Annotated in this window: 23 protein-coding genes; 11 read left to right on the forward strand and 12 right to left on the reverse strand. The window is 72.3% G+C overall.

Annotated features, from left to right (window positions below; all coding sequences use genetic code 11):
* The first annotated feature begins 89 nt into the window (after nucleotides 1-89).
* The 4 genes from OG892_RS32970 to OG892_RS32985 all read left to right on the forward strand — a co-directional run bounded on the left by OG892_RS32970 (nucleotide 90) and on the right by OG892_RS32985 (nucleotide 3,973).
* Complete coding sequence (locus OG892_RS32970) at nucleotides 90-389, forward strand: BatC protein (protein WP_328864826.1); 300 nt, start codon at nucleotides 90-92, stop codon at nucleotides 387-389.
* Nucleotides 386-1,594, forward strand: a complete 1,209-nt coding sequence (locus OG892_RS32975; protein ID WP_371630978.1) for a cupin domain-containing protein — start codon at nucleotides 386-388, stop codon at nucleotides 1,592-1,594. The genes OG892_RS32970 and OG892_RS32975 overlap by 4 nt, the downstream gene beginning before the upstream one ends.
* Nucleotides 1,595-1,619: 25 nt before the next feature.
* Nucleotides 1,620-2,534, forward strand: a complete 915-nt coding sequence (locus tag OG892_RS32980; RefSeq protein WP_371630979.1) for a sucrase ferredoxin — start codon at nucleotides 1,620-1,622, stop codon at nucleotides 2,532-2,534.
* 320 nt (nucleotides 2,535-2,854) lie between these two features.
* On the forward strand, nucleotides 2,855-3,973 hold the full coding sequence (locus OG892_RS32985; protein ID WP_371630980.1) for a hypothetical protein: 1,119 nt from the start codon (nucleotides 2,855-2,857) through the stop codon (nucleotides 3,971-3,973).
* 216 nt (nucleotides 3,974-4,189) lie between these two features.
* Here the strand turns inward: OG892_RS32985 and aceB are convergent, their stop codons facing one another.
* Both aceB and OG892_RS32995 read right to left on the reverse strand, forming a co-directional pair.
* Nucleotides 4,190-5,809, reverse strand: coding sequence for a malate synthase A (gene aceB, locus OG892_RS32990; RefSeq protein WP_073735080.1), 1,620 nt, complete (start codon nucleotides 5,807-5,809; stop codon nucleotides 4,190-4,192).
* A 234-nt stretch (nucleotides 5,810-6,043) separates the two neighbouring features.
* Nucleotides 6,044-6,667 (reverse strand): NTP transferase domain-containing protein, encoded by a 624-nt coding sequence (locus OG892_RS32995; protein ID WP_371630981.1) that lies wholly within the window; start codon nucleotides 6,665-6,667, stop codon nucleotides 6,044-6,046.
* 218 nt (nucleotides 6,668-6,885) lie between these two features.
* Here OG892_RS32995 and OG892_RS33000 point away from each other — a divergent pair, with 218 nt between their 5' ends.
* Complete coding sequence (locus tag OG892_RS33000) at nucleotides 6,886-7,188, forward strand: DUF5955 family protein (RefSeq protein ID WP_199884385.1); 303 nt, start codon at nucleotides 6,886-6,888, stop codon at nucleotides 7,186-7,188.
* A 77-nt stretch (nucleotides 7,189-7,265) separates the two neighbouring features.
* Here OG892_RS33000 and OG892_RS33005 read toward each other — a convergent pair whose 3' ends face one another.
* Both OG892_RS33005 and OG892_RS33010 read right to left on the reverse strand, forming a co-directional pair.
* On the reverse strand, nucleotides 7,266-7,898 hold the full coding sequence (locus tag OG892_RS33005) for a response regulator transcription factor (protein ID WP_073735083.1): 633 nt from the start codon (nucleotides 7,896-7,898) through the stop codon (nucleotides 7,266-7,268).
* Nucleotides 7,895-9,127 (reverse strand): sensor histidine kinase, encoded by a 1,233-nt coding sequence (locus OG892_RS33010; protein WP_371630982.1) that lies wholly within the window; start codon nucleotides 9,125-9,127, stop codon nucleotides 7,895-7,897. The genes OG892_RS33005 and OG892_RS33010 overlap by 4 nt, the downstream gene beginning before the upstream one ends.
* 110 nt (nucleotides 9,128-9,237) lie before the next feature.
* Here OG892_RS33010 and OG892_RS33015 point away from each other — a divergent pair, with 110 nt between their 5' ends.
* Entirely contained in the window at nucleotides 9,238-10,320 is a 1,083-nt protein-coding gene (locus tag OG892_RS33015) for an ABC transporter permease (protein WP_371630983.1), read from the forward strand.
* The gene (locus OG892_RS33020) at nucleotides 10,317-10,997 is read left to right on the forward strand and encodes an ABC transporter ATP-binding protein (protein WP_371630984.1); all 681 of its coding nucleotides are present in this window, start codon (nucleotides 10,317-10,319) and stop codon (nucleotides 10,995-10,997) included. The genes OG892_RS33015 and OG892_RS33020 overlap by 4 nt, the downstream gene beginning before the upstream one ends.
* Before the next feature lie 54 nt (nucleotides 10,998-11,051).
* Here OG892_RS33020 and OG892_RS33025 read toward each other — a convergent pair whose 3' ends face one another.
* A complete protein-coding gene (locus OG892_RS33025) occupies nucleotides 11,052-11,855 on the reverse strand; it encodes an IclR family transcriptional regulator (RefSeq protein ID WP_073735086.1) in 804 nt (267 codons plus the stop codon).
* A gap of 326 nt (nucleotides 11,856-12,181) precedes the next feature.
* On the opposite strand from OG892_RS33025, the gene allB reads away from it, so the two are divergent.
* Nucleotides 12,182-13,525: an allantoinase AllB gene (allB, locus tag OG892_RS33030; RefSeq protein ID WP_371630985.1), complete on the forward strand. Its 1,344-nt coding sequence runs from the start codon at nucleotides 12,182-12,184 to the stop codon at nucleotides 13,523-13,525.
* A gap of 156 nt (nucleotides 13,526-13,681) precedes the next feature.
* On the forward strand, nucleotides 13,682-14,011 hold the full coding sequence (locus tag OG892_RS33035; RefSeq protein ID WP_073735088.1) for a putative quinol monooxygenase: 330 nt from the start codon (nucleotides 13,682-13,684) through the stop codon (nucleotides 14,009-14,011).
* A 60-nt stretch (nucleotides 14,012-14,071) separates the two neighbouring features.
* Here the strand turns inward: OG892_RS33035 and OG892_RS33040 are convergent, their stop codons facing one another.
* The 3 genes from OG892_RS33040 to OG892_RS33050 form a co-directional block, all read right to left on the reverse strand.
* Nucleotides 14,072-14,902, reverse strand: coding sequence for an aldo/keto reductase (locus tag OG892_RS33040; protein ID WP_371630986.1), 831 nt, complete (start codon nucleotides 14,900-14,902; stop codon nucleotides 14,072-14,074).
* 55 nt (nucleotides 14,903-14,957) lie between these two features.
* A complete protein-coding gene (locus OG892_RS33045; protein WP_371630987.1) occupies nucleotides 14,958-15,224 on the reverse strand; it encodes a hypothetical protein in 267 nt (88 codons plus the stop codon).
* Nucleotides 15,225-15,315: 91 nt separating this feature from the next.
* Complete coding sequence (locus OG892_RS33050; RefSeq protein WP_371630988.1) at nucleotides 15,316-16,074, reverse strand: 3-oxoacyl-ACP reductase family protein; 759 nt, start codon at nucleotides 16,072-16,074, stop codon at nucleotides 15,316-15,318.
* Between the two features lie 206 nt (nucleotides 16,075-16,280).
* Between OG892_RS33050 and OG892_RS33055 the strand changes: the two genes are divergently transcribed.
* Complete coding sequence (locus OG892_RS33055) at nucleotides 16,281-16,904, forward strand: dihydrofolate reductase family protein (protein WP_371630989.1); 624 nt, start codon at nucleotides 16,281-16,283, stop codon at nucleotides 16,902-16,904.
* Between the two features lie 74 nt (nucleotides 16,905-16,978).
* Here the strand turns inward: OG892_RS33055 and OG892_RS33060 are convergent, their stop codons facing one another.
* From OG892_RS33060 to OG892_RS33070, 3 genes are all read right to left on the reverse strand, one after another.
* The gene (locus OG892_RS33060; RefSeq protein ID WP_371630990.1) at nucleotides 16,979-17,680 is read right to left on the reverse strand and encodes a TIGR03086 family metal-binding protein; all 702 of its coding nucleotides are present in this window, start codon (nucleotides 17,678-17,680) and stop codon (nucleotides 16,979-16,981) included.
* A complete protein-coding gene (locus OG892_RS33065) occupies nucleotides 17,659-18,093 on the reverse strand; it encodes a hypothetical protein (protein ID WP_371630991.1) in 435 nt (144 codons plus the stop codon). Before OG892_RS33065 ends, OG892_RS33060 begins: the two co-directional genes overlap by 22 nt.
* Before the next feature lie 140 nt (nucleotides 18,094-18,233).
* On the reverse strand, nucleotides 18,234-18,878 hold the full coding sequence (locus tag OG892_RS33070; protein ID WP_073735094.1) for a TetR/AcrR family transcriptional regulator: 645 nt from the start codon (nucleotides 18,876-18,878) through the stop codon (nucleotides 18,234-18,236).
* A gap of 152 nt (nucleotides 18,879-19,030) precedes the next feature.
* Between OG892_RS33070 and OG892_RS33075 the strand changes: the two genes are divergently transcribed.
* Nucleotides 19,031-19,954 (forward strand): DMT family transporter, encoded by a 924-nt coding sequence (locus tag OG892_RS33075; RefSeq protein WP_371631730.1) that lies wholly within the window; start codon nucleotides 19,031-19,033, stop codon nucleotides 19,952-19,954.
* Here OG892_RS33075 and OG892_RS33080 read toward each other — a convergent pair.
* On the reverse strand, nucleotides 19,944-20,147 hold the full coding sequence (locus OG892_RS33080; RefSeq protein WP_073735095.1) for a hypothetical protein: 204 nt from the start codon (nucleotides 20,145-20,147) through the stop codon (nucleotides 19,944-19,946). The genes OG892_RS33075 and OG892_RS33080 overlap by 11 nt on opposite strands.
* Nucleotides 20,148-20,287: the final 140 nt, after the last annotated feature.

Below are 20,287 nucleotides of genomic sequence, written 5' to 3' on the forward strand. Positions count from 1 at the left end.
TCGCGGTGCCCATGAAGGGTCACCCTGCCTGACATACGGCCCCCAGGACGGGGGCCCGGCCCCAGCCCTATCGATGCGCGGGAGGAACCATGACCAACCCCGAGCAGGACCCGAACCAGCAAGAAGGTCCGGCGGACGGTGGCGCGGCCGGTACGCCGGGTGTCCATGACGGCGGCGCTGACGGCGGTGCGGAGGGTCCCGCGGACGGTGGCGCGGCGGGTACGCCGGGTGTCCACGACGGTGGTGCCGATGGCGGCGCTGACGCCGGTGCGGAGGGTCCCGCGGACGGTGGCGCGGCCGGTACGCCCGGTGTCCACGACGGCGGTGCGGACGGTGGCGCCGACGGCGGTGCGGACGGCGGTGCGGATCAGTCCGGCAACGGTTCTTGAGCACGTCCCGGACCGAGCTCCAGGACCCCGGTGCCGCGACGGCGGGCGCCGGGGTCCTGGAGACACGCCTGACCCGGCTGCGCCGGGAGGAGTTCGCCCGTGACGTCTGGGCGCGCACGGCGCTGCTCACCCGTCGCGCCGACGACTTCTCGGACCTGTTCTCCGCCGACGCCGTGGACGAACTCATCTCGCGTCGCGGACTGCGTACCCCTTTCCTCCGCGTCGCCAAGAACGGCGACACGCTTCCCGCGTCCTCGTTCACCGCCTCCGCGGGCGTGGGCGCCACCATCTCCGACCAGCTCGACGACACCGCTCTGTGGCGCGAGTTCGCCGACGGCGCCACACTCGTCCTGCAGGCCCTGCAGCGCACTTGGGGCCCGGTCGCGGACTTCAGCACCGCACTGAGCAGGGAGCTGGGACATCCCGTACAGGCCAATGCGTACGTCACCCCGCCCCAGAACCGGGGGTTCGACGACCACTACGACGTCCACGATGTCTTCGTCCTCCAGATCGAGGGCACCAAGCGCTGGATCGTCCACCGGCCCGTCCACCCCGACCCGCTGCGTGACCAGCCCTGGACCGATCACCGCTCCGCCGTCGCCGAGGCCGCAGAGGGCGAGCCCCACATCGACACCGTGCTCGCACCGGGTGATGTCCTCTACCTGCCCCGGGGCTGGCTGCACGCCGCCGAGGCGCGGGGCGAGGTCTCGATCCACCTGACGCTCGGGATCCACAACTGGACCCGCTACGAGCTGGCGGAACAGCTGGCCCAGGCCGCTCTCGCGACGCTGCGCGACGACCCGGGTATGCGCGGTTCCCTGCCCCTGGGCGTGGACGGGCCGGCCGGCGAGATGGACCTGGTGCGCGAACGCCTCGTCGCGGCGGTCGAGGAGTCCGACGCCGCTCCGCTGTTCCACCGCGCGCGGCGGGCGCGGGGACGGCCCGCGCCGCTGGGTCCACTGGCCCAGCTCGCGGCCGTCGACGGCCTCGGCCCGCGGACTCCCGTCAGCCTCCGGGAAGCACTGGAAGCACGGCTGGAGGGCGGGTGTCTGATCACCCGCGTGGGCCGGCTCGACGTGCCGGAGAAGGATCTGCCGTCGCTGACCCGGCTGCTCGACGGCGAGGTCCGCACGGCTGGGGATCTCGGCGTCGAGCTCGCCGGGAGACTGCTGCACGCGGGTGTACTCATGCCCGCCGGACCGTGACGCCGCCGCGGTGACCGGTGACCGAGTGAGGGATACGGAGCGTTTCTTCTGCGCCGATGCCGCCCGCGACCGCGGCGACCCCATCATCGGCACGGCCCCGTACGGCCTCGTCTGGGTCCTCATCGAGTACCGGGGCGGATGGCCGGTCAACGGCTTCGACGGCCTCGATCTGGCGCCCGGCGTCAAAGCGCTCCTGTTCGCCTCCGCCCAGGCGGTGAGGGCGCGCGTTCTTCTGATCAGGCGCCACGGACGCCGCAGGCGCGAGGGCCCGAAGCGCTGGGCGGTGCTGCGCTACGACGGCTCCGGCGCCCATCGCCAGCAATGGGGCACGTGGAGCCGGGACGAGGACCTGGCGGAGGTCGCCAGAGCGCTCGGCACCCCGGGAGAGCCCGGCGCTCCGGGAGAAACCGGCCTCCCTCCCGTCGTGCTCGTCTGCACCCACGGCCAGCACGACACCTGCTGCGCGGTGCGCGGACGGCCCGTGGGTCGCGCCCTGAACGAGCGCTGGCCCGACCTGGTGTGGGAGTGCACGCATGTCGGTGGTGACCGGTTCGCCGCCAATATCGTCGTCGCACCCGACGGCGTCTACTACGGGGGTCTCGACGCCGGGTCATCCGTCGAAGTGATCGGCGAACACCTGGCCGGACGCATCCACGCGGAACATCTGCGCGGATACACGGATCTCCCTCCGCCCCAGCAGGCGGCTGTAGCAGCCCTGCTCGGGCGCTACGGCCCGGCCGGCCGGCACGACTACACGGTCGCCGGAACCTCCCACGCCGGCGCCCACTGGCTGATCCGGGTCATCGGTCACCGGCCCCGCCCGACGGCCTACGACGTCGAGGTACGGGCCCACCGCGCCCCACCGCACCAGCTGACCTGCCACGGCCCGGCGATGAGCTCCGCAGCCGTCCACGAGGCCACGTCGATCCGCATCGTCTGAAGCGCGCGTAGCCCGGGGCCCGGCAAGTGTCCGCGTCTTCCATCAGGCGTACGGACCCCCCCCGCCGCGTCACAGGATGATGTGGTCCCGCACCAGGCGCAGACAGTCCTCGTCCCCGGCGGGCAGCTCCTCGCCCGCCGGCCAGGGGCGCACGGTCAGGGTCAGATGGGTCAGATAGCTGTAGGGGCCGTTGTCCTAACTACACAGCACGGGGGCGCCGGGACCTCAACACTGGCCGGATACGCGCTCTTTCGTCCGTACCCGGGATGCCTTCACCCTGCGACCAGGGACGAGACGGAGCCGTGGTGTGGGGAGCTGCGATGGTCGAGCCGCTGTACGTGCCGGTCCTGCCGGTCCGGCGAGGCGCTGTGACCGCCTACCTCCGGCTGAGCCCCGCGATACGTCACCGGCTCGCGCCACTGTGGACGCTGCCACCGCGCACCGGTCCCGAGCGCACACGCGGCGCGTCACCACCGCCGGACCCGGAAGCCGACGGACACGCGATGAACGCCTGGCTCACGCCCCGTGTCGACCGGCTCATCGAGGCGATGGACGGGAACCCCGGGTGGGTGGACGCGGGTCATGTGGAGTCGGAGCTGCACGGATCCGCCGTCGCAGTGCAACGGTTGATCACCCGAAGCGGCATGGTTCTGGTCACTGCTCCCGGGCGCGACCGGACGCTCCAGAGATACGCGGCGGACCTCGCCTTCCTCAGCGGCCGGGGACTCGCCGTCCGGATGGCCGTCGACGAACCGCCCGACGAGCCCCGGTCCACGGAGCTGCTGGCTCTCGTCGACCGGCTGCGTATGCCGCCCTCGCACCTCGACCTCATTCTGGACGCCGGCGAGGTGAGAGATGTGGACGAGTCCGGGAAGCGGTCTGTGGCCGCCCTCGACCTCCTCGGATCGCTCCTGCCGTGGCGCACCGTCGTCCTGACGGCGGGAGCCTTTCCCCGCGCCGCCGAGACGTTCGAGGCGGGAGCCGCGTCAGCGACCACCTCCAGGCCGGAGCGCCACGACTGGGCCCTGCACGAATGGATACGCCGGGCCCGCCCGGAGCAGGCGCCCGTGTACGGGGACTACTCCGTGGAGCACGCCCTCGGCGCGAACCTCGCCGAGGACCGCTTCGCGGGACAAGGCCCGCCCTGGGGTCTGCTTCGCTACACCGGCCCCGGACACTTCCTCGTCGCCAGGGCTCCCACGCGGGGCAACCACCGCACGGACCGGGTCAGAGCCCTCGCTCGGTGGATCGTGCGGGACGAGGCCTTCCGCAGTTCGGGCGCGGACCGAAGTTCTGCGGAGGACTGGTGGGAGGCCTGTGCCGAGGGCGTCGGCTCCAGAGGCTCGGGCAGTCCGGAGACATGGAGCCGGATGGGGCACATCCAGCACCTCACCTACGTCACACGCTGTTTGCTGAGCCGTGGTGCGGGCCGGCAGTGAGATCGCTGTAGCTGTGGGACCCTCGCCGCGACGAGTCGCTGTCCGTCCGGCTCTGACGTGGTCGCTGCCGAGACCGGGGCGGGCAACCGCGGCTGCGGTGGCGCCGCTCGGGATGCCCGGCACAGGCGGCGAGGGCCCGGCGACCACGCGGTGACGCCCCGCCGCCGAGCGTTCCGGCGGCGGGGCGTCACCCTTTGCAGGCGGGTACGTGCGGCGTCAGCGCAGCTGCTCGTACGCGGGCAGTGTCAGGAAGTCCGCGTAGTCCTGGTCCAGGGAGACCTGGAGCAGCAGGTCGTGGGCCTGCTGCCACTTGCCGGCAGTGAAGGCCTCGTCGCCGACCTCGGTGCGGATCGCGGCGAGTTCCTCGGCCGCGACCTTGCGGGCCAGGTCCGCCGTGGCGTGCTCGCCGTTCTCGAAGACCACGTCCGCGTTGATCCACTGCCAGATCTGCGAGCGCGAGATCTCGGCGGTGGCCGCGTCCTCCATCAGGTTGAAGATGGCGACCGCGCCCATGCCGCGCAGCCAGGCCTCGATGTAGCGGATGCCGACCGCGACGGCGTTGCGCAGACCGTCGTAGGTGGGCTTGGCGTGCAGGGTGTCGATGGCGATCAGATCGCCGGCCGCCACCGAGACGTCCTCGCGCAGGCGTTCCTTCTGGTTCGGCTTCTCGCCGAGGACCGCGTCGAAGGAGGCCATCGCGATCGGGACCAGGTCGGGGTGGGCGACCCAGGAGCCGTCGAAGCCGTCGCCGGCCTCGCGGTCCTTGTCGGCCTTGACCTTCTCGAAGGCCACCTTGTTGACCTCGGCGTCGCGGCGGGACGGGATGAAGGCCGCCATGCCGCCGATCGCGTGGGCGCCGCGCTTGTGGCAGGTGCGGACGAGGAGTTCGGTGTACGCCCGCATGAACGGGGCGGTCATCGTCACCGCGTTGCGGTCCGGCAGGACGAACTTGGCGCCGCCGTCACGGAAGTTCTTGACGATGGAGAAGAGGTAGTCCCAGCGGCCGGCGTTCAGCCCGGAGGCGTGGTCGCGGAGCTCGTAGAGGATCTCCTCCATCTCGTAGGCGGCGGTGATCGTCTCGATCAGGACCGTGGCACGGACGGTGCCCTGCGGGATGGACAGCTCGTCCTGGGCGAAGACGAAGATGTCGTTCCAGAGGCGGGCCTCCAGGTGCGACTCCGTCTTCGGCAGGTAGAAGTACGGGCCCTTGCCGAGGTCGATGAGGCGCTGGGCGTTGTGGAAGAAGTAGAGGCCGAAGTCGACCAGTGCGCCGGGCACCGGGGCGCCGTCGAGCTGGAGGTGGCGTTCGTCCAGGTGCCAGCCGCGCGGACGGGTGACGACGGTCGCGAGCTCGTCCGCGGGCTTCAGGGCGTAGGACTTGCCGGACTTCGGGTCGGTGAAGTCGATGGCGCGGTTGTAGGCGTCGATCAGGTTGAGCTGGCCGAGGACGACGTTCTCCCACGTGGGGGCGGACGCGTCCTCGAAGTCGGCGAGCCAGACCTTGGCGCCCGAGTTCAGGGCGTTGATGGTCATCTTGCGGTCGGTGGGACCGGTGATCTCCACCCGGCGGTCGTTCAGGGCCGCGGGGGCCGGAGCGACCTTCCAGGAGTCGTCCGCACGGATCGCCGCGGTCTCCGGCAGGAAGTCCAGCGTGGAGGTGCGGGCGATCTCCGCGCGGCGCTCGCCGCGGCGGGCGAGGAGCTCGTCACGGCGCGGGGTGAACCGGCGGTGCAGCTCGGCCACGAACGCGAGGGCCGCGGGGGTGAGGACCTCGTCCTGCCGGGGCAGGGGCTCGGCATCGACGATGGCCAGCGAGGACGGCGCTGGTGCGGACATGAGCTGTCACTCCTTCAGCGGGCGGTGCGGACGGCGTCTCACGGCCGCCGGGTCGCCTGAGATGGCACGGCGTGCCATGGCTCCGGGATACGGCCGTGGCCGCCGTCTGGGGTGCAGAGGGCTTCTGACCAGTGGATAGTAGTTTCCTCATGGTGGAAGTTCAATGGTTTGTTGATGTCGAGATTCTCCGGTTCGACAGAAGTGGGCCTTCGTTGGCGCAGCGTGCCAGTGCGTTCACTCAAGGTGGGACAGGTCCTCCGCCGTGTCGATGTCGTACGCCTGAGCCACATCGGAACACTCGACGAGCGTGATCGCATCGCGGTGCTCCCGCAGATAGGCGCGCGCCCCCTGATCGCCCACCGCCCCCGCCGAGATGTCTGCCCACAGATCGGCCCCGAACATCACCGGATGGCCGCGTTCACCCGCGTACGAGGCCGCTGCCAGGCTCGTACGGGAGCGGTACGCCGACCGCACCCGTGCCACCGCCCCGGCGCCGATGCCGGGCTGGTCGACCAGGAGGACGACGACGGCGTCCGCGCCCGTCCCGGCGAGGGCGGCGAGCCCCGCCCGCAGCGAGGAGCCCATGCCCTCGGTCCACTCCGGGTTGACGGTCACCGCGCAGCCTGACAGCTCCGCCCTGGCCCGCACCTCGTCGGCCGCCGCACCGAGCACCACATGGACCGGGCCGCAGCCGCCGTCCCGCAGGGTGCGTACCGCGTGGTCGACGAGGAGGCCGCCGCGGTGTTCCAGCAGCGCCTTGGGGCGGCCGCCCAGCCGGCGGCCGCCGCCCGCGGCGAGGAGTAGCCCGGCGACGGCCGGGTTGACGGAGGGGGAGGAATGGAGCGGAGTGCTTGTCATGCGGCCTGGATACCTCACAAGCCGGGATCCTGCACAGACGGACCGTTTCTGCAACCGACTGTGATCGCGCGGGACACACCGGGTTCCGTCCGCGGAGTGGCGCCCGGCACCTTTCATGGCGTTAACTTGCCCGCACCCCCGGACACTTGACCACGGTCCGGGACTCGGTCGAAACACCAGCACAAGGATGTGCGAGGGGGAGTGCTTTGTTGAAAAGCGTGGGGCAGGCGCGGGTGACCAGCAGCAACGAGGACCCGAGAGTGACGGAGCTGCGTACGGCCGTCTCCCGGCTCCGGCGCGAGCTGGCCGGACATCCCGCGGAGTTCCCGGACCGCGCGATCGCCGAGGACGAGCTGGCGGCGCTGGACGCGATGGCGGTCAGCGGCGCGCCCGAGATCCCCCGGCTCCGCCGCTCGCTGCTGCTGATCGCGGGGGCGATCGGCTCGGTCAGCGCGCTGGCGTCGGCACTCAGGGACGTACGGGTCGCCGTGGACCTCTTCGGGGAGCCGCCGCGCCGCTGATCCGGAGCCGCCGCAGTTGCTGAACCTGCGGGCCGTCGCCCTCCCCCGGACGTCCGGGGGAGGGCGACGGCCCACGTTCAGCGGCGGATGAGCCTGCGGGCCGTCGCCGCCGCGACCGCCGCCGTGCGTGAGTCGACGCCCAGCTTGGCGTAGATGTGCACCAGATGGGACTTCACGGTCGCCTGGCTCAGGAACAGCTTCTTGCTGATCCGCAGGTTGGACAGCCCCTCGCCCACCAGTTGCAGGACCTCCAGCTCGCGCTTGGTGAGGGCCTCCGCGGGGGTCCTCATCCGGTCCATCAGCCGGTGCGCGACGGCCGGGGCGAGTGCGGACCGGCCGGCCGCCGCCGTACGGACCGCGGCGGCCAGCTCCTCCGGCGGGGCGTCCTTCAGCAGATAGCCGGCGGCCCCCGCCTCGACCGCGGCCAGGATGTCGGCGTCCGTGTCGTAGGTGGTCAGGATCAGCACCCGGGGCGCGTCCGGCACCGAGGTGATCGCGGCGGTGGCCTCCGAGCCGTGGAGACCGGGGCCGAACTGCAGGTCCATCAGGACGACGTCGAACTCGCCGGTCGCGGCCAGGGCCACGGCCTGCTCCGCGGTGGCGGCCTCCGCGGCGACGTGGAAGTCCGGCTCGGTGTCCAGAACGGCCCGCAGCCCCGCCCGGACCACCGGGTGGTCGTCGGCGAGCAGCAGTCTGATCGGCGTGGTCATGCGGAGTCCTGTCCGTTCGTGCGGGCGGAGAGCGGCAGGTCCGTACCGGCGGGGAGCGGCAGGGTGAGGGCGACGGCCGTGCCCTGGCCGGGGGCCGACTCGACGCTCAGGGTGCCGCCCAGCGAACGGGCCCGCGACCGCATGGCGGGCAGCCCGAAGCCACCGGTCCCGGTGCCGCTGCCGCCGGCCGGGACGGTGTCCGGCGAGAAGCCGTGGCCGTCGTCGACCACGTCCAGCGCGACCGAGGTGTCCATGAAGCTCAGGGTGATCTCGGCCCGCCGCGCCTCTGCGTGCCGCACAGTGTTGGCCAGCGCCGACTGCGCGGTACGCAGCAGCGCCACCTCGTACGGGGTGGGCAGCTCCACCGGGGTCCCGCTGACGGCGAACTGCACGGTGAGAGCGGCGTCCGTGCTGCGGTCCGAGAGCCGTTCCAGGGCGGCCGCGAGTGAGCCGTTCTCCAGGTCGGGCGGGGTCAGCGCGCGGACGAAGCGGCGGGCCTCCGCGAGGTTGTCCTGGGCGGCCTCGCGGGCCTGGCGGACATGGGGGGTGGCGGGCGCGTCCGGTTCCAGGGTGCGTTCGGCCGCGCGCAGGAACAGCTGAATGCTGGAGAGGCCCTGCGCGAGGGTGTCGTGGATCTCCCGCGCGAGGCGTTCGCGTTCCGCGAGCGTGCCGGCGGTGCGTTCGGCCGCCGCCAGCTCCGCCCGGGTCGAGACGAGCTCCTCGATGAGTTCGCGGCGCCGCTCGCTCTCCCGGAACAGCGCGTCGTACCCGAGCACCGTCGCGACGGCCACCGCGGCGCCGAGCACCGGGCCGATGAAGGTGCCGGGCGTGACCGCCTGCCCGTGCACCAGGAAGCTGGTGATGGCGGCGGCCGCGGTCACCGCGACTGCGGGCAGCCCCCAGCGCATCGGCAGCAGGTGCAACTGGAGGAAGTACAGCGGGAACGCCACCCACAGCCCGTCCGGCGACAGCGCCAGCAGCACCAGCCAGAGCGCCCCCAGCACGGCGAGCCAGCCCGCCCCCGCCCGGGTCCCCGGCTGGACGACAGGAGCCAGCGCACCCGCCGCGTACACCGAGGCCAGCACGCAGGACACCACGACGACGGCGGCGGCGTGCGGATCCCCGGCGCTCACGGCCTTGACCGCCGCCAGCGCCAGCAGTCCCAGCAGCAGGGCGTGCAGACACAGCCGCAGCGCGGCTGCGACCGGCGGATGAACACGTGTTTCCATGATTCGTCCAGCGTAGGCGGGCGGTGCCGGGGGCCGGTCAACCGAAAGGTTGATGTCGGGCCCAGCCCGCGGGCGATGTTTCCCGGGCCGCCCGGACCGACGCTGGAGTCATGTTCGTCGCATGGAGAGACCTTCGGTTCGCCAGGGGCCGGTTCGCGCTCATGGGCACGGTCGTGGTGCTGATCACGCTGCTCGTGGGTCTGCTGTCCGGGCTCACGGCCGGACTGGCCCGGGAGAACACCTCGGCCGTCACGGGGCTGAGCGCCGACCACCTGGCGTTCGCCGCCCCGCCCGACGGCCAGTCGGTGTCCTTCACCAATTCCACCGTCAAGGAGAGTGCCTGGCGGAGCTGGGCCGGGCAGCCCGGCGTCGAGAAGGCCCAGCCGCTCGGCATCCGCACGATCGACGCCGCCGCGGTGGCGGGGGAGCGGACGGCGGCCGTCTCCGCGTTCGGCGTCGAACCGGACGGCGGCCCGGCGCCCTCCGGCACCCCGGTCGGACCGGGAAAGGTGGTGCTCTCCGCGCAGGCCGCGGATGATCTCTCCGCCCGGACCGGCGACCGGCTGCGCCTCGGCGGCGCCGAGGTCACCGTAGCGGCGGTCGCGGGCGACGCCTCGTACAGCCATACCCCGGTCGTCTGGACCGCGCTGGCCGACTGGCAGCGGCTCGGGGCCGACGGCGCGGCCCGCGCCACCGTCATCGCCCTGACCACCACCGACGGCGCGGACCTGGCGGCGGGCGACCGCGCGGCCGGCACCAGCACGCTCACCCTGGACGGCTCGCTCACCGCGATCGGCTCCTACCAGGCCGAGAACGGCTCGCTCCAGCTGATGCGCGGATTCCTCTTCGCCATCTCCGCACTGGTCATCGGCGCCTTCTTCACCGTCTGGACGATCCAGCGCAGCGGCGACGTCGCCGTCCTCAAGGCACTCGGTGCCTCCACGCCCTACTTGCTCCGGGACGCACTCGGACAGGCCGTGGTGATGCTCGCCATCGGTACGGGGATCGGCACCGCCCTCGCCTCCGGCATCGGCGCCCTGGTCAGCGGCGGCGCCGTGCCGTTCGTCCTGGAGGCGTCGACCGTCCTCGTCCCGGCAGCCGTCATGATCGCCCTCGGTGCCGTCGGGGCGGCCCTGTCCATCCGGCGGATCACCGCCGTCGACCCGCTCACCGCACTCGGGAGTGCCCGATGACCCTCACGCTCACCGATGTCACGCTCACCTACCCCGACGGCGAGGGGCGGCTCACCGCCCTGGACCGGGTCTTCCTCGACGTGCCCGCCGGCACCCTCACCGCCGTCGTCGGCCCCTCCGGCTCGGGCAAGTCCAGCCTGCTGGCCGTGGCCGCCACCCTGGTCACCCCGGACGAGGGCGCCGTCGTCGTCGCGGGGACGGACACGGTGGGGCTCAGCCGCGCGGACAAGGCGGCGCTGCGCCGCGAGCGGATCGGCATCGTCTTCCAGCAGCCCAACCTGCTGGCGTCGCTGACCGCCGCGGAGCAGCTCCAGGTCATGGCCCATCTGTCGGGCGGTGCCCCCCGGGCCGCCCGGACCCGGGCGCTGGAACTGCTCGACGCGGTCGGCCTGGCCGACAAGGCCGACCGCAGGCCGCACCAGCTCTCCGGGGGCCAGCGCCAGCGGATCAACATCGCGCGGGCCCTGATGAACGACCCGGCGGTCCTGCTCGTCGACGAGCCGACCAGCGCGCTGGACCACGAACGGGGGGCGGCCGTGCTGGACCTGCTCGTCACGCTGACCCGCGAGCGGTCCACGGCGACCGTCATGGTCACCCACGACCGGACCCATCTGGACCGGATGGACGTGACGGTCACGATGCGGGACGGCCGGCTGACGGCCGCGGCACTGGCCTGAGCCCGCTCGCCCCGGCACTGGCCTGACGGCCGCCCCGCACTGGCCTGAGCCCGCTCAGCCGCCGGACGTCCCGCTGCTGGCCAGCACCTCGGAGAGTTCCTTGGCGGCCTGCTGGAGGATCGGGACGATCCGCTCGGTGGCCGCCTCCGTAACCCGGCCCGCCGGACCCGAGATCGAGATCGCGGCGGAGGTCGGTGAGTTGGGCACCGAGACCGCGAGGCAGCGGACCCCTATCTCCTGCTCGTTGTCGTCCACCGCGTAGCCCGCCCGGCGGACCTGCTCCAGCGCGTCCAGGAAGCCCTCGGGGGTGGTGATCGTCTTCTCGGTGGCGGCCGGCATCCCGGTGCGGGCCAGCAGCGCCCGTACCTCGTCCGGCGGGGTGTGCGCGAGCAGCGCCTTGCCGACACCGGTCGAGTGCGGCAGCACCCGGCGGCCCACCTCGGTGAACATGCGCATCGAGTGCTTGGACGGCACCTGCGCCACGTACACGATCTCGTCGCCGTCGAGCAGCGCCATGTTCGCGGTCTCGCCGGTCTCCTCGACCAGCCGCGCGAGATACGGGCGGGCCCAGGTGCCGAGCAGCCGTGCGGCGGACTCGCCCAGCCGGATCAGGCGCGGGCCGAGCGCATAGCGCCGGTTGGGCTGCTGGCGGACGTATCCGCAGACCACGAGCGTGCGCATCAGCCGGTGAATGGTGGGAAGCGGCAGCCCGCTGCTCGCGGAGAGCTCACTCAGACCGACCTCGCCCCCCGCGTCGGCCATCCGCTCCAGCAGATCGAAGGCGCGCTCAAGGGACTGCACACCACCGCTGGGTCCGGCGGGCTTGGAGTCGGATGTGCTGGCGTGGGACGGCGGCACGTCAACGGTCCTTTCGAAGCGGAAGAGCAAGGCAGCAGCCTACCGGGCGCTTCCCGATCGGCCCACTGTTCCGGGGCGGCGTCCTGGCCGGTCAGGGCCCGTTTGTCCGGGTGTCCGCCGGCGGCCGGACGGTTCTGGGACACGGTCTCCGGCTTATTCTACGTTCCGCTCTGTGAAATTAGTCTTTTACTTTGTGGAAATCTCCAGTCGACATCCCGCATGGTCCGCTGAGTGGCCGGCGCGCAGAATGGGGGTCTTGACGGGCCGCTTTCGCGAGTGAAGACTCCTTCAACAGTTCGTTGAATTTTTGGAAGTGGGGAGCACGGGTGTCCGCTACGGACGTGAAGCTGGTACTGCGCTCGACGCGCGTCGTCACTCCTGAGGGGACGCGGCCTGCGACGGTCGCCGTCGCCGACGGGAAGATCGACGCCGTCGTGGCGTACGACGCGGAGGTGCCCGAGGGCGCCCGGCTGGAGGACTTCGGTGACGACGTCCTGCTGCCCGGTCTGGTGGACACCCACGTCCATGTGAACGACCCCGGCCGCACCGAGTGGGAGGGCTTCTACACCGCCACCCGCGCCGCCGCGGCCGGCGGGATCACCACCCTGCTCGACATGCCGCTCAACTCCCTCCCGCCGACCACCACCGTCGAGCACCTGCGCGTCAAGCAGCGGGTGGCCGCACCCAAGGCGCACATCGACACCGGCTTCTGGGGCGGTGCGATCCCGTCCAACGTGAAGGACCTGCGCCCGCTGTACGAGGCCGGGGTCTTCGGCTTCAAGTGCTTCCTGTCGCCCTCCGGCGTCGAGGAGTTCCCCGAGCTGGACCAGGAGCAGCTGGCCCGCTCGATGGCGGAGATCGCCGGATTCGGCGGGCTCCTGATCGTGCACGCCGAGGACCCGCACCACCTGGCGGCGGCGCCGCAGCGCGGCGGCCCCGCCTACGCGGACTTCCTGGCCTCCCGGCCGCGCGACGCCGAGAACACCGCGATCGAGGGGCTGATCGCCCACGCCAAGCGGCTGAACGCCCGCGTCCACGTACTGCACCTGTCCTCCAGCGACGCGCTGCCGCTGATCGCCGCGGCCAAGCGCGAGGGGGTGCGGGTCACGGTCGAGTCCTGCCCGCACTTCCTCACCCTCACCGCGGAGGAAGTCCCGGACGGCGCCACCGAGTTCAAGTGCTGCCCGCCCATCCGCGAGGCGGCCAACCAGGACGCGCTGTGGGAGGGGCTCGCGGACGGCACCATCGACTGCATCGTCTCCGACCACTCGCCCTGCACCACAGACCTCAAGACGCCGGACTTCGCCTCCGCGTGGGGTGGGATCTCCTCCCTCCAGCTCGGTCTGCCCGCCATCTGGACCGAGGCCCGCAGGCGCGGCCACTCGCTCGACGACGTCGCCCGCTGGATGTCGGCGGCCCCCGCCGAGCTGGCCGGGCTGCGCGACAAGGGTGCGATCGAGGCGGGCCGGGACGCCGACTTCGCGGTCCTGGCCCCCGACGCCACCTTCACCGTCGACCCGGCCGGGCTGTTCCACCGCAACCAGGTCACCGCGTACGCCGGCCGGACCCTGCACGGTGTCGTCAGGTCCACCTGGCTGCGCGGCGTACGGATCGCGTCGGACGGCGTGCTGGACGCTCCCACGGGCCGCCTCCTCGAACGGAACCGCTGAGCACGGCGCCGAACGGGGCGCGCCCGACCGGCGACGCGCACGCGGTCCCGTCCGCTGGGTGCCGGCCGGGGCCCGCAGGTGGCTGTCCGTATTCGGGGGATACGGTGGTGATGCGGGGGCCTGGCCGGGTTGCCGCACGCCCGAGCAGGAGTCGTCATGATCTTCATCGCAGTCAGGTTCACCGTCCGCAGCACCGAGCGCGACAACTGGCTCCCGGCCGTCGAGGACTTCACCGTCGCCACCCGCCGGGAGCCGGGCAACGTGTTCTTCGACTGGTCGTCCAGTGTCGAGAACCCGGACCAGTTCGTACTGCTGGAGGCGTTCGCCTCCGCCGAGGCGGGTGCGGCCCATGTGCAGTCCGAGCACTTCGCCGCGGCCATGGACCGGATGGCGGACCTGGTGGCGGAGACACCCGAGATCATCAACGTCGAGGTACCCGGCGAGGGCTGGTCCCGGATGGCCGAGCTCCAGCCGCGTACGAGCTGAACCGGGCCAGGAGGCCGGTCCGCGCGAGCCAAGGCCCGCGCGCCGGGCCCGCCCGGCCGCTCAGAACTCCTCGTGGGTCTCGGGGTCCCCGCCGAACCGCTGCCGCGGCCCGGCCGCGATGCGCTCCAGCTCCCCGGCCGTCAGCTCGAAGCCGAAGAGGTCCAGGTTCTCGCGCTGCCGTCCCGGATCGGCGCTCTTCGGGATCGGGACGGCCCCGAGCTGGGTGTGCCAGCGCAGCACCGCCTGTCCCGGCGTCACCCCGTGCGCCCGCGCGACGGCGACGGGACCGGGGTCGGCCAGCAGGTCGCGGCCCCGCCCCAGCGGGCTCCAGCTCTCCGTGACGATGCCCTTGGCGGCGTGCACGGCCCGCAGCTCCTCCTGCGGCAGCCGCGGATGCATCTCGATCTGGTTGACGGCGGGCAGCACCCCCGTCTCCCGCTCCAGCCGGTCCAAGTGGTCCGCGGTGAAGTTGGAGACCCCGATCGACCGTACGAGCCCCTCCTCGCGGAGCCGGATCATAGCCTTCCAGGTGTCCACGTACAGATCGACGCGGGGCAGCGGCCAGTGGATGAGATAGAGGTCCACGTAGGAGAGGCCGAGGTTGCGCCGGGACTCCTCGAACGAGGCCAGCGTCTTCTCGTACCCCTGGTGGCGGCCCGGCACCTTGGTGGTGACGAAGACGTCCTCCCGGTCCACCCCGCTGCGGGCGATCCCGCGCCCGGTGCCGGTCTCGTTGCCGTAGTTCAGCGCGGTGTCGACGAGCCGGTAGCCGAGGCCCAGGGCCCCGGCGACGGCTTCCTCGGCCGCGTCGTCGTCCAGCGGCCAGGTGCCGAGCCCGACCGAGGGCACGGTTCGGCCGTCGTTCAGCTTGCGCGACGGGGTCTCGGTCATGGTCGGTTCCTCTCGTCGGACGGCTGCCTGCCCGGCCAGCCTAGGTCTGCCCGGCTCACTTCTCCCGGTTGGCCTCGCGACGCAACTGTGCGATGACCTCGTCCACCCGGCTCCGCTCGTAGCCTCGGCGGACGAGCTCGAAGGCCGCGACTTCGGACGGCGGGGTGCCGCCGCGGAGCCGGGTGATGTAGGCGTCGACCTGATCGCGGTCGTATCCGCGCCGGGCGATGGTGAAGCCGAACTCCTCGTACAGCGGGTGTTCGTACGCGTCGTTCGACCTCTGCGACCCCTGTGACTCGCGTGACCCTCGTGACCAGAACATGGGTGCCTCCCCCGGACGGATGGACGGATGGACGGATGGGCGGACGGGTGGGTGGACGGACGGAAATCGTCCGCCCACCCTGCCACGGAACTCAGGCGGCGTGGCCACCGTCCACCACGACCTCGGTTCCGGTGATGTACGCGGCCTCGGCACCGGCCAGGTAGGTGATGAGCGAGGCCACCTCACCGGCCGTGCCGAACCGGCCCAGCGCGGTCGCGGCCCGCTGCCCGGCGGCGAACGGGCCGTCGGCCGGGTTGAGATCGGTGTCCACAGGACCGGGCTGGACCAGGTTGACGGTGATCCCGCGCGGGCCGAGCTCGCGGGCGAGCGGCTTGGTGAGTCCCGACAGCGCCGACTTGCTCATCGCGTAGAGCGTGCCGCCCGGTCCGCCCGCGAACCGGCTCAGGGCCGTACCGAGGGTGATGATGCGGCCGCCGCGCTCCATCACTTCGGCCGCCGCCCGGCAGGCCAGGAACACGGCCCGCACGTTGACCGCGAGTACCCGGTCCACATCGGCGGTGCTGAGGGTGCCGATGGGGCCGAGGACGCCGATGCCCGCGTTGTTGACCAGGACGTCGAGCCGGCCGAACTCCTCCGCCGTCCGGTGCACCGCCGCGGGGACGGCCTCCGGATCGGCCGAATCGGCGCGCAGGGCGACCGCGCGGCGGCCGCACGCCTCGATCCTCCGCACGGTCTCCTGGGCGGCGGCCTCGTCCCTGGCGTAGGTCAGCGCCACATCGGCGCCGTCCCGGGCGAGCCGCAGGGCGGTCGCGGCGCCGATGCCGCGGCTGCCGCCGGTGACGAGTGCGACGCGGTCGGAGCCGGTGCTGCTGGTGCTCGTGCTGTTCATCAGGGGTCCTGTCCGGTTGCCGGTGGTGGTGTCGCCGGTTGGCTGACAGGGACAAGGAAAGTTCTTCCGCGGACCGGAGACCGGCGGTAAACGGACGCACACTCCGCTACGTCGGCCGGCCGGCCGATGAGTTGCGGCCCGCGCGGGGGTCAGAACAGATGGAAGCGGAATGCGCGGCCATTCCCGAGCCTTGAAGGAGCAGGACCATGGCGAAGCTGACCCTCATCACCTTTCTGACCCTCGACGGCGTCATGCAGGGCCCCGGCGCCCCCGAGGAGGACCCGAGCGGAGGATTCGAGTACGGCGGCTGGCAGGCCCCGGTCATCGACGAGGACAGCGGGCGGTTCGTCGCGGAGTTGTTCGACCGCTCGGCGGCCTTCCTGCTGGGCAGGCGTACCTACGACATCTTCGCGGGGTACTGGCCGGAGATCACCGATCCGGACAATCCGATCGCCGGCCGGCTCAACCGGTACCCCAAGTACGTCGTCTCGACCACGTTGGAGAAGGCCGACTGGGAGAACACCACCGTGATCTCCACCGATGTCGCCGCGGAGATCGCCCGGATCAAGGAGCGCACGCAGGGAGGCGAGGTGCAGATCTACGGGAGTGGTGTGCTCGCCCGGTCCCTGATGGCGCACGGCCTGATCGACGAGTACAACCTGCTGGTCCACCCGGTCGTGCTCGGCGCCGGCAAGCGGCTGTTCACGGACGGCGGACTGCCGACGGCCTTCGAGCTGACCGGCGCCCGCACGACGCCCAACGGCATCGCGATCAACACCTACCGGCCCACCGGCCGGGCCGAGTTCGGCTCCATCCCCGACGGCACGTGAACGACCGGCACGATCAGCCGATAACGACCGGCACGACCGGCAGATAACGACCGGTACGTGAACGGCCCGCGCGGTCAGCCGCCGTGCGGCGGGCTCCAGTCCGGCGAACGGCCGAGCGCCGACAGCACGAGCCGGAAGGCGTCCGCGCTGCCGGACCCCGCCGCCCCACCGGCCGGCAGGGCGGGCCGGAAGGCCGTACCCGGCCGCACGCGCGCCTCGCCGCCGGGGACGCGCAGGGCGATGGGCAGTGCGGCCTCGACGACGTCCGCAGGGAAGCCGGTCCGCAGCCCGAGGGAGGCCGCCGCGTCCCAGGAGTGCACGACGTAGTCGATGAAGTGGAACCCGATCGCGGTGGATGCGGCGAACGTCGCGGAGGCGTTGATCTCCGGAAGCGCGAACCGCCGCTCCAGCACGTCCGGTTCGGCGAACGCGTCCAGCACCACATCGGCCGCCTCGCGGTACCGGGCGGCCGGATCGTCCGCGTACGAACGGGTCCGCCAGACGGCCGCACCGGCCCCCTGACCCCGCGCGGCGGCGGCGAACCCGAGGTGCTGGGCACCCATGTGCTCGACGAGGCGGCGCAACGTCCAGCCGGAGCAGGGGGAGGGGCGGTCCCAGTCGCCGGGGCCCGCGCTGCGCACGACGCGCACGGATTCCAGCACTGCGATCCGGTCGAGCTGGACGATGTCCACGGTCGGGGTTCCCTTCGTCGGGCGGTACAGCGGGTTCAGGTGGTCCTGGTGGTGTTGGAAGGTCAGGTCGGTGTCGTCGGCCACGGTGCCGCTCCGGACACCAGCCGCCAGGCGGATTCACGGAGCGCGGCGGGGGAGGTGAACGGGGCCGTCCAGGTGGCGGAACGCAGGGTGCCCCGGTCCCGGTGGGCGTGGACGATCCGCCGGTGGTCGGGGCGGGCGACGAAGTCCATCAGGTGTTCGTGGGCGGTCCAGACGGTGATGGACCCGGAACGGTTCATCCGGGGGCCCACGTCCACCCACAGCCACATGCCGACCGCGCCCGGGGTCGCCGGCCAGGTGCGGCGCAGTCGCATGCCCGCGGTCCCGACGGACGGTGTGCTCCAGGGGCGGTGAGTGACGAACTCGGTGACGCCGACGACCACTTCGGTCCCCGGTTCCACGGTCCTGGCGGCGGGGCCGCCCCGCCAGTGCGTGCTCCAGAGGATGTGCGGCACGGGCTGTCCTTCCCCCTGCGTGGTCCGGCCGGGCCGTCGCGGAGTTCCGCGACGGATCACCGCGACCATACAGCTGAACGAACGATCGTGCTATTAGTTTCGAGCGGGCCGCCGCCGGACAGACAGCAGGTGCGCCGGTGCTACGCGGTGCCGGGCAGTGAGGAGGCGTCCGTCGCCACCGCCCGCAGCCGCTCCAGGATCGCGCGCGCCGCCCTCGTGTAGCCCTCGGAGCTCCTCCGGAGCACCGAGTCGCCGTTGGCCAGCTCCAGGAACGCGATGATCTCGAAGGCCAGCTGGGCCGCATCGCAGTCCGCCCGGATCTCGCCCAGCACCCGCGCCTCCTCGATCCGCCGCTCCACGAAGGCGACCCAGCCGGACTGCGCGGCCACGATCGCGTCGTGCACCGGGCCCTCGCGCGCGTCGAACTCCGCGATGGCCGCGTAGAAGAAGCAGCCCCCGGGGAACACCCGCTGCTCCGAGTACGCGATCCAGCGCTCGTACAGCTCCCGGATCCGCCCCAGCCCGGCCGGAACGGCCCGTACCGGCTGCACGACATGCTCGTCGTACACCGCGGCGGCGGCTCGCACGGTGGCCAGCTGGAGCTCTTCCTTGGAGCCGAAGAGGGCGAACACGCCGCTCTTGCTCAGCCGGAGCTCGGTCGCGAGCCGACCGAGCGAGAGGCCTTCGAGGCCCTCCACCGACGCGACCGCCGCAGCGTGCGCGAGCACCAGCTGCCGGGTGCGGTTGCCCCGTTCGACCCTTCCGTCCTGGCGTGCTCCCGCCATCTGGCGACTCCGTGCTCGGTGGGGTGCGGGGCGGCCGACGTCGGACCGGTCCCGGGGCTCGCCATTGTAGGAGGGCGACCGGTACGGTGATCGTTCCGCGTGCGAGCCAGTGAGGTCTCCGCATCCTGCCTGTGGAGAACCAGGAGATCCGGGTGTCCTCGATCGCCGTTCCCGCCCTCGCCCCGCCGCGCCGGGCGTGGCTCACCGATCTGCCCGTCCTGCTGGTCGCCGTCGTCTGGGGTTCCAGCTACCTGGCGGCCAAGGGCATCACCACGGCGCAGACCGTCATCGCCGTCCTGGTGCTGAGGTTCGCCGTCGTGCTGCCCGTCCTGGTGGTCGCCGGACGGCGCAGGCTGTCGGCGCTGACCGCGGCGCAGTGGCGGGGCGCGGGGCTGCTGGGCCTGGTGCTCAGCGGGATCTTCCTGGTGGAGACGTACGGCATCGTCCACACCTCGGCGACCAACGCCGGGCTCATCATCAGCCTCACCATGGTCTTCACCCCGCTCGCGGAAGCCGCGGCGACCCGCGTCCGGCCGGCCGGGAGCTTCCTCGCCGCGGCCGGGCTCTCCGTGGCCGGTGTGGTGCTGCTGACCCAGGGCAGCGGATTCACCAGCCCCTCCGGGGGCGATCTGCTGATGCTCGTCGCCGCCCTGGCCCGCACCCTCCACGTACTGCTCATGGCGCGCATCAGGTCCGTCCGGTCTGCGGACTCGCTGTCGCTGACCACCGTCCAGCTCGGCAGCGCGGTCGCCGTCTTCGCAGCTCTGGCCGCCGTCCCCGGCACCGGCGAGTCGCCGTGGTCGGTCGCCGCCGGATTCGGTGTCCGCGAGTGGGGCGGGCTGCTCTTCCTGTCGGTCTTCTGCACGCTCTTCGCGTTCTTCGTGCAGATGTGGTCCGTACGCCGCACCTCGCCGTCCCGGGTCAGCCTGCTGCTCGGTACGGAACCGCTCTGGGCCGCCGCCGTCGGCATCGCGATCGGCGGCGAACGCCTCGGCGTCCTCGGAGCGGCGGGCGCGGTCCTGGTGCTCGCGGGGACCGCCTGGGGGCGCCGCGGCGCGGCCCCGGCTACTCCTTGACCGAGTCCGACGCGATCATGACGGCGATCCCCGCCACCACCAGCACGATGCTGACGAACAACGAGTAGTCGCCGACGAACGGCAGCCGTTGCACCAGGCCGATGAAGTGGAACCAGCCGAACCATTCGTGGAGCAGCCCCGCGGCCCCTTGGGCGAACACCAGGAAGCCGACCGTCTCGCAGAGTCTCTTCATGGGAGTGAGCCTGGCGCGCCGGGCACCGCCGCCGCATCGGCCGGTGGTCCGGGCCGCTCGTCCGAAAGTCTTCCGTTCCGCGACTTTGGTCGCCTCCCGGCCCCGAACCGCCGGAGGCCCTCATTCCACTGCGTAGCTTT

The organism is Streptomyces sp. NBC_00341 (assembly GCF_041435055.1).
In the GTDB taxonomy this organism is placed as follows: domain Bacteria; phylum Actinomycetota; class Actinomycetes; order Streptomycetales; family Streptomycetaceae; genus Streptomyces.

Bases quoted from the DNA above. Each gene is read 5' to 3' on its own strand.
- OG892_RS32970 (WP_328864826.1), top strand. From the start codon at position 90: ATGACCAACCCCGAGCAGGACCCGAACCAGCAAGAAGGTCCGGCGGAC.
- OG892_RS32985 (WP_371630980.1), top strand. From the start codon at position 2,855: ATGGTCGAGCCGCTGTACGTGCCGGTCCTGCCGGTCCGGCGAGGCGCT.
- aceB (WP_073735080.1), bottom strand. From the start codon at position 5,809: ATGTCCGCACCAGCGCCGTCCTCGCTGGCCATCGTCGATGCCGAGCCC.
- OG892_RS32995 (WP_371630981.1), bottom strand. From the start codon at position 6,667: ATGACAAGCACTCCGCTCCATTCCTCCCCCTCCGTCAACCCGGCCGTC.
- OG892_RS33005 (WP_073735083.1), bottom strand. From the start codon at position 7,898: ATGACCACGCCGATCAGACTGCTGCTCGCCGACGACCACCCGGTGGTC.
- OG892_RS33010 (WP_371630982.1), bottom strand. From the start codon at position 9,127: ATGGAAACACGTGTTCATCCGCCGGTCGCAGCCGCGCTGCGGCTGTGT.
- OG892_RS33015 (WP_371630983.1), top strand. From the start codon at position 9,238: ATGTTCGTCGCATGGAGAGACCTTCGGTTCGCCAGGGGCCGGTTCGCG.
- OG892_RS33020 (WP_371630984.1), top strand. From the start codon at position 10,317: ATGACCCTCACGCTCACCGATGTCACGCTCACCTACCCCGACGGCGAG.
- OG892_RS33035 (WP_073735088.1), top strand. From the start codon at position 13,682: ATGATCTTCATCGCAGTCAGGTTCACCGTCCGCAGCACCGAGCGCGAC.
- OG892_RS33040 (WP_371630986.1), bottom strand. From the start codon at position 14,902: ATGACCGAGACCCCGTCGCGCAAGCTGAACGACGGCCGAACCGTGCCC.
- OG892_RS33045 (WP_371630987.1), bottom strand. From the start codon at position 15,224: ATGTTCTGGTCACGAGGGTCACGCGAGTCACAGGGGTCGCAGAGGTCG.
- OG892_RS33050 (WP_371630988.1), bottom strand. From the start codon at position 16,074: ATGAACAGCACGAGCACCAGCAGCACCGGCTCCGACCGCGTCGCACTC.
- OG892_RS33055 (WP_371630989.1), top strand. From the start codon at position 16,281: ATGGCGAAGCTGACCCTCATCACCTTTCTGACCCTCGACGGCGTCATG.
- OG892_RS33070 (WP_073735094.1), bottom strand. From the start codon at position 18,878: ATGGCGGGAGCACGCCAGGACGGAAGGGTCGAACGGGGCAACCGCACC.
- OG892_RS33080 (WP_073735095.1), bottom strand. From the start codon at position 20,147: ATGAAGAGACTCTGCGAGACGGTCGGCTTCCTGGTGTTCGCCCAAGGG.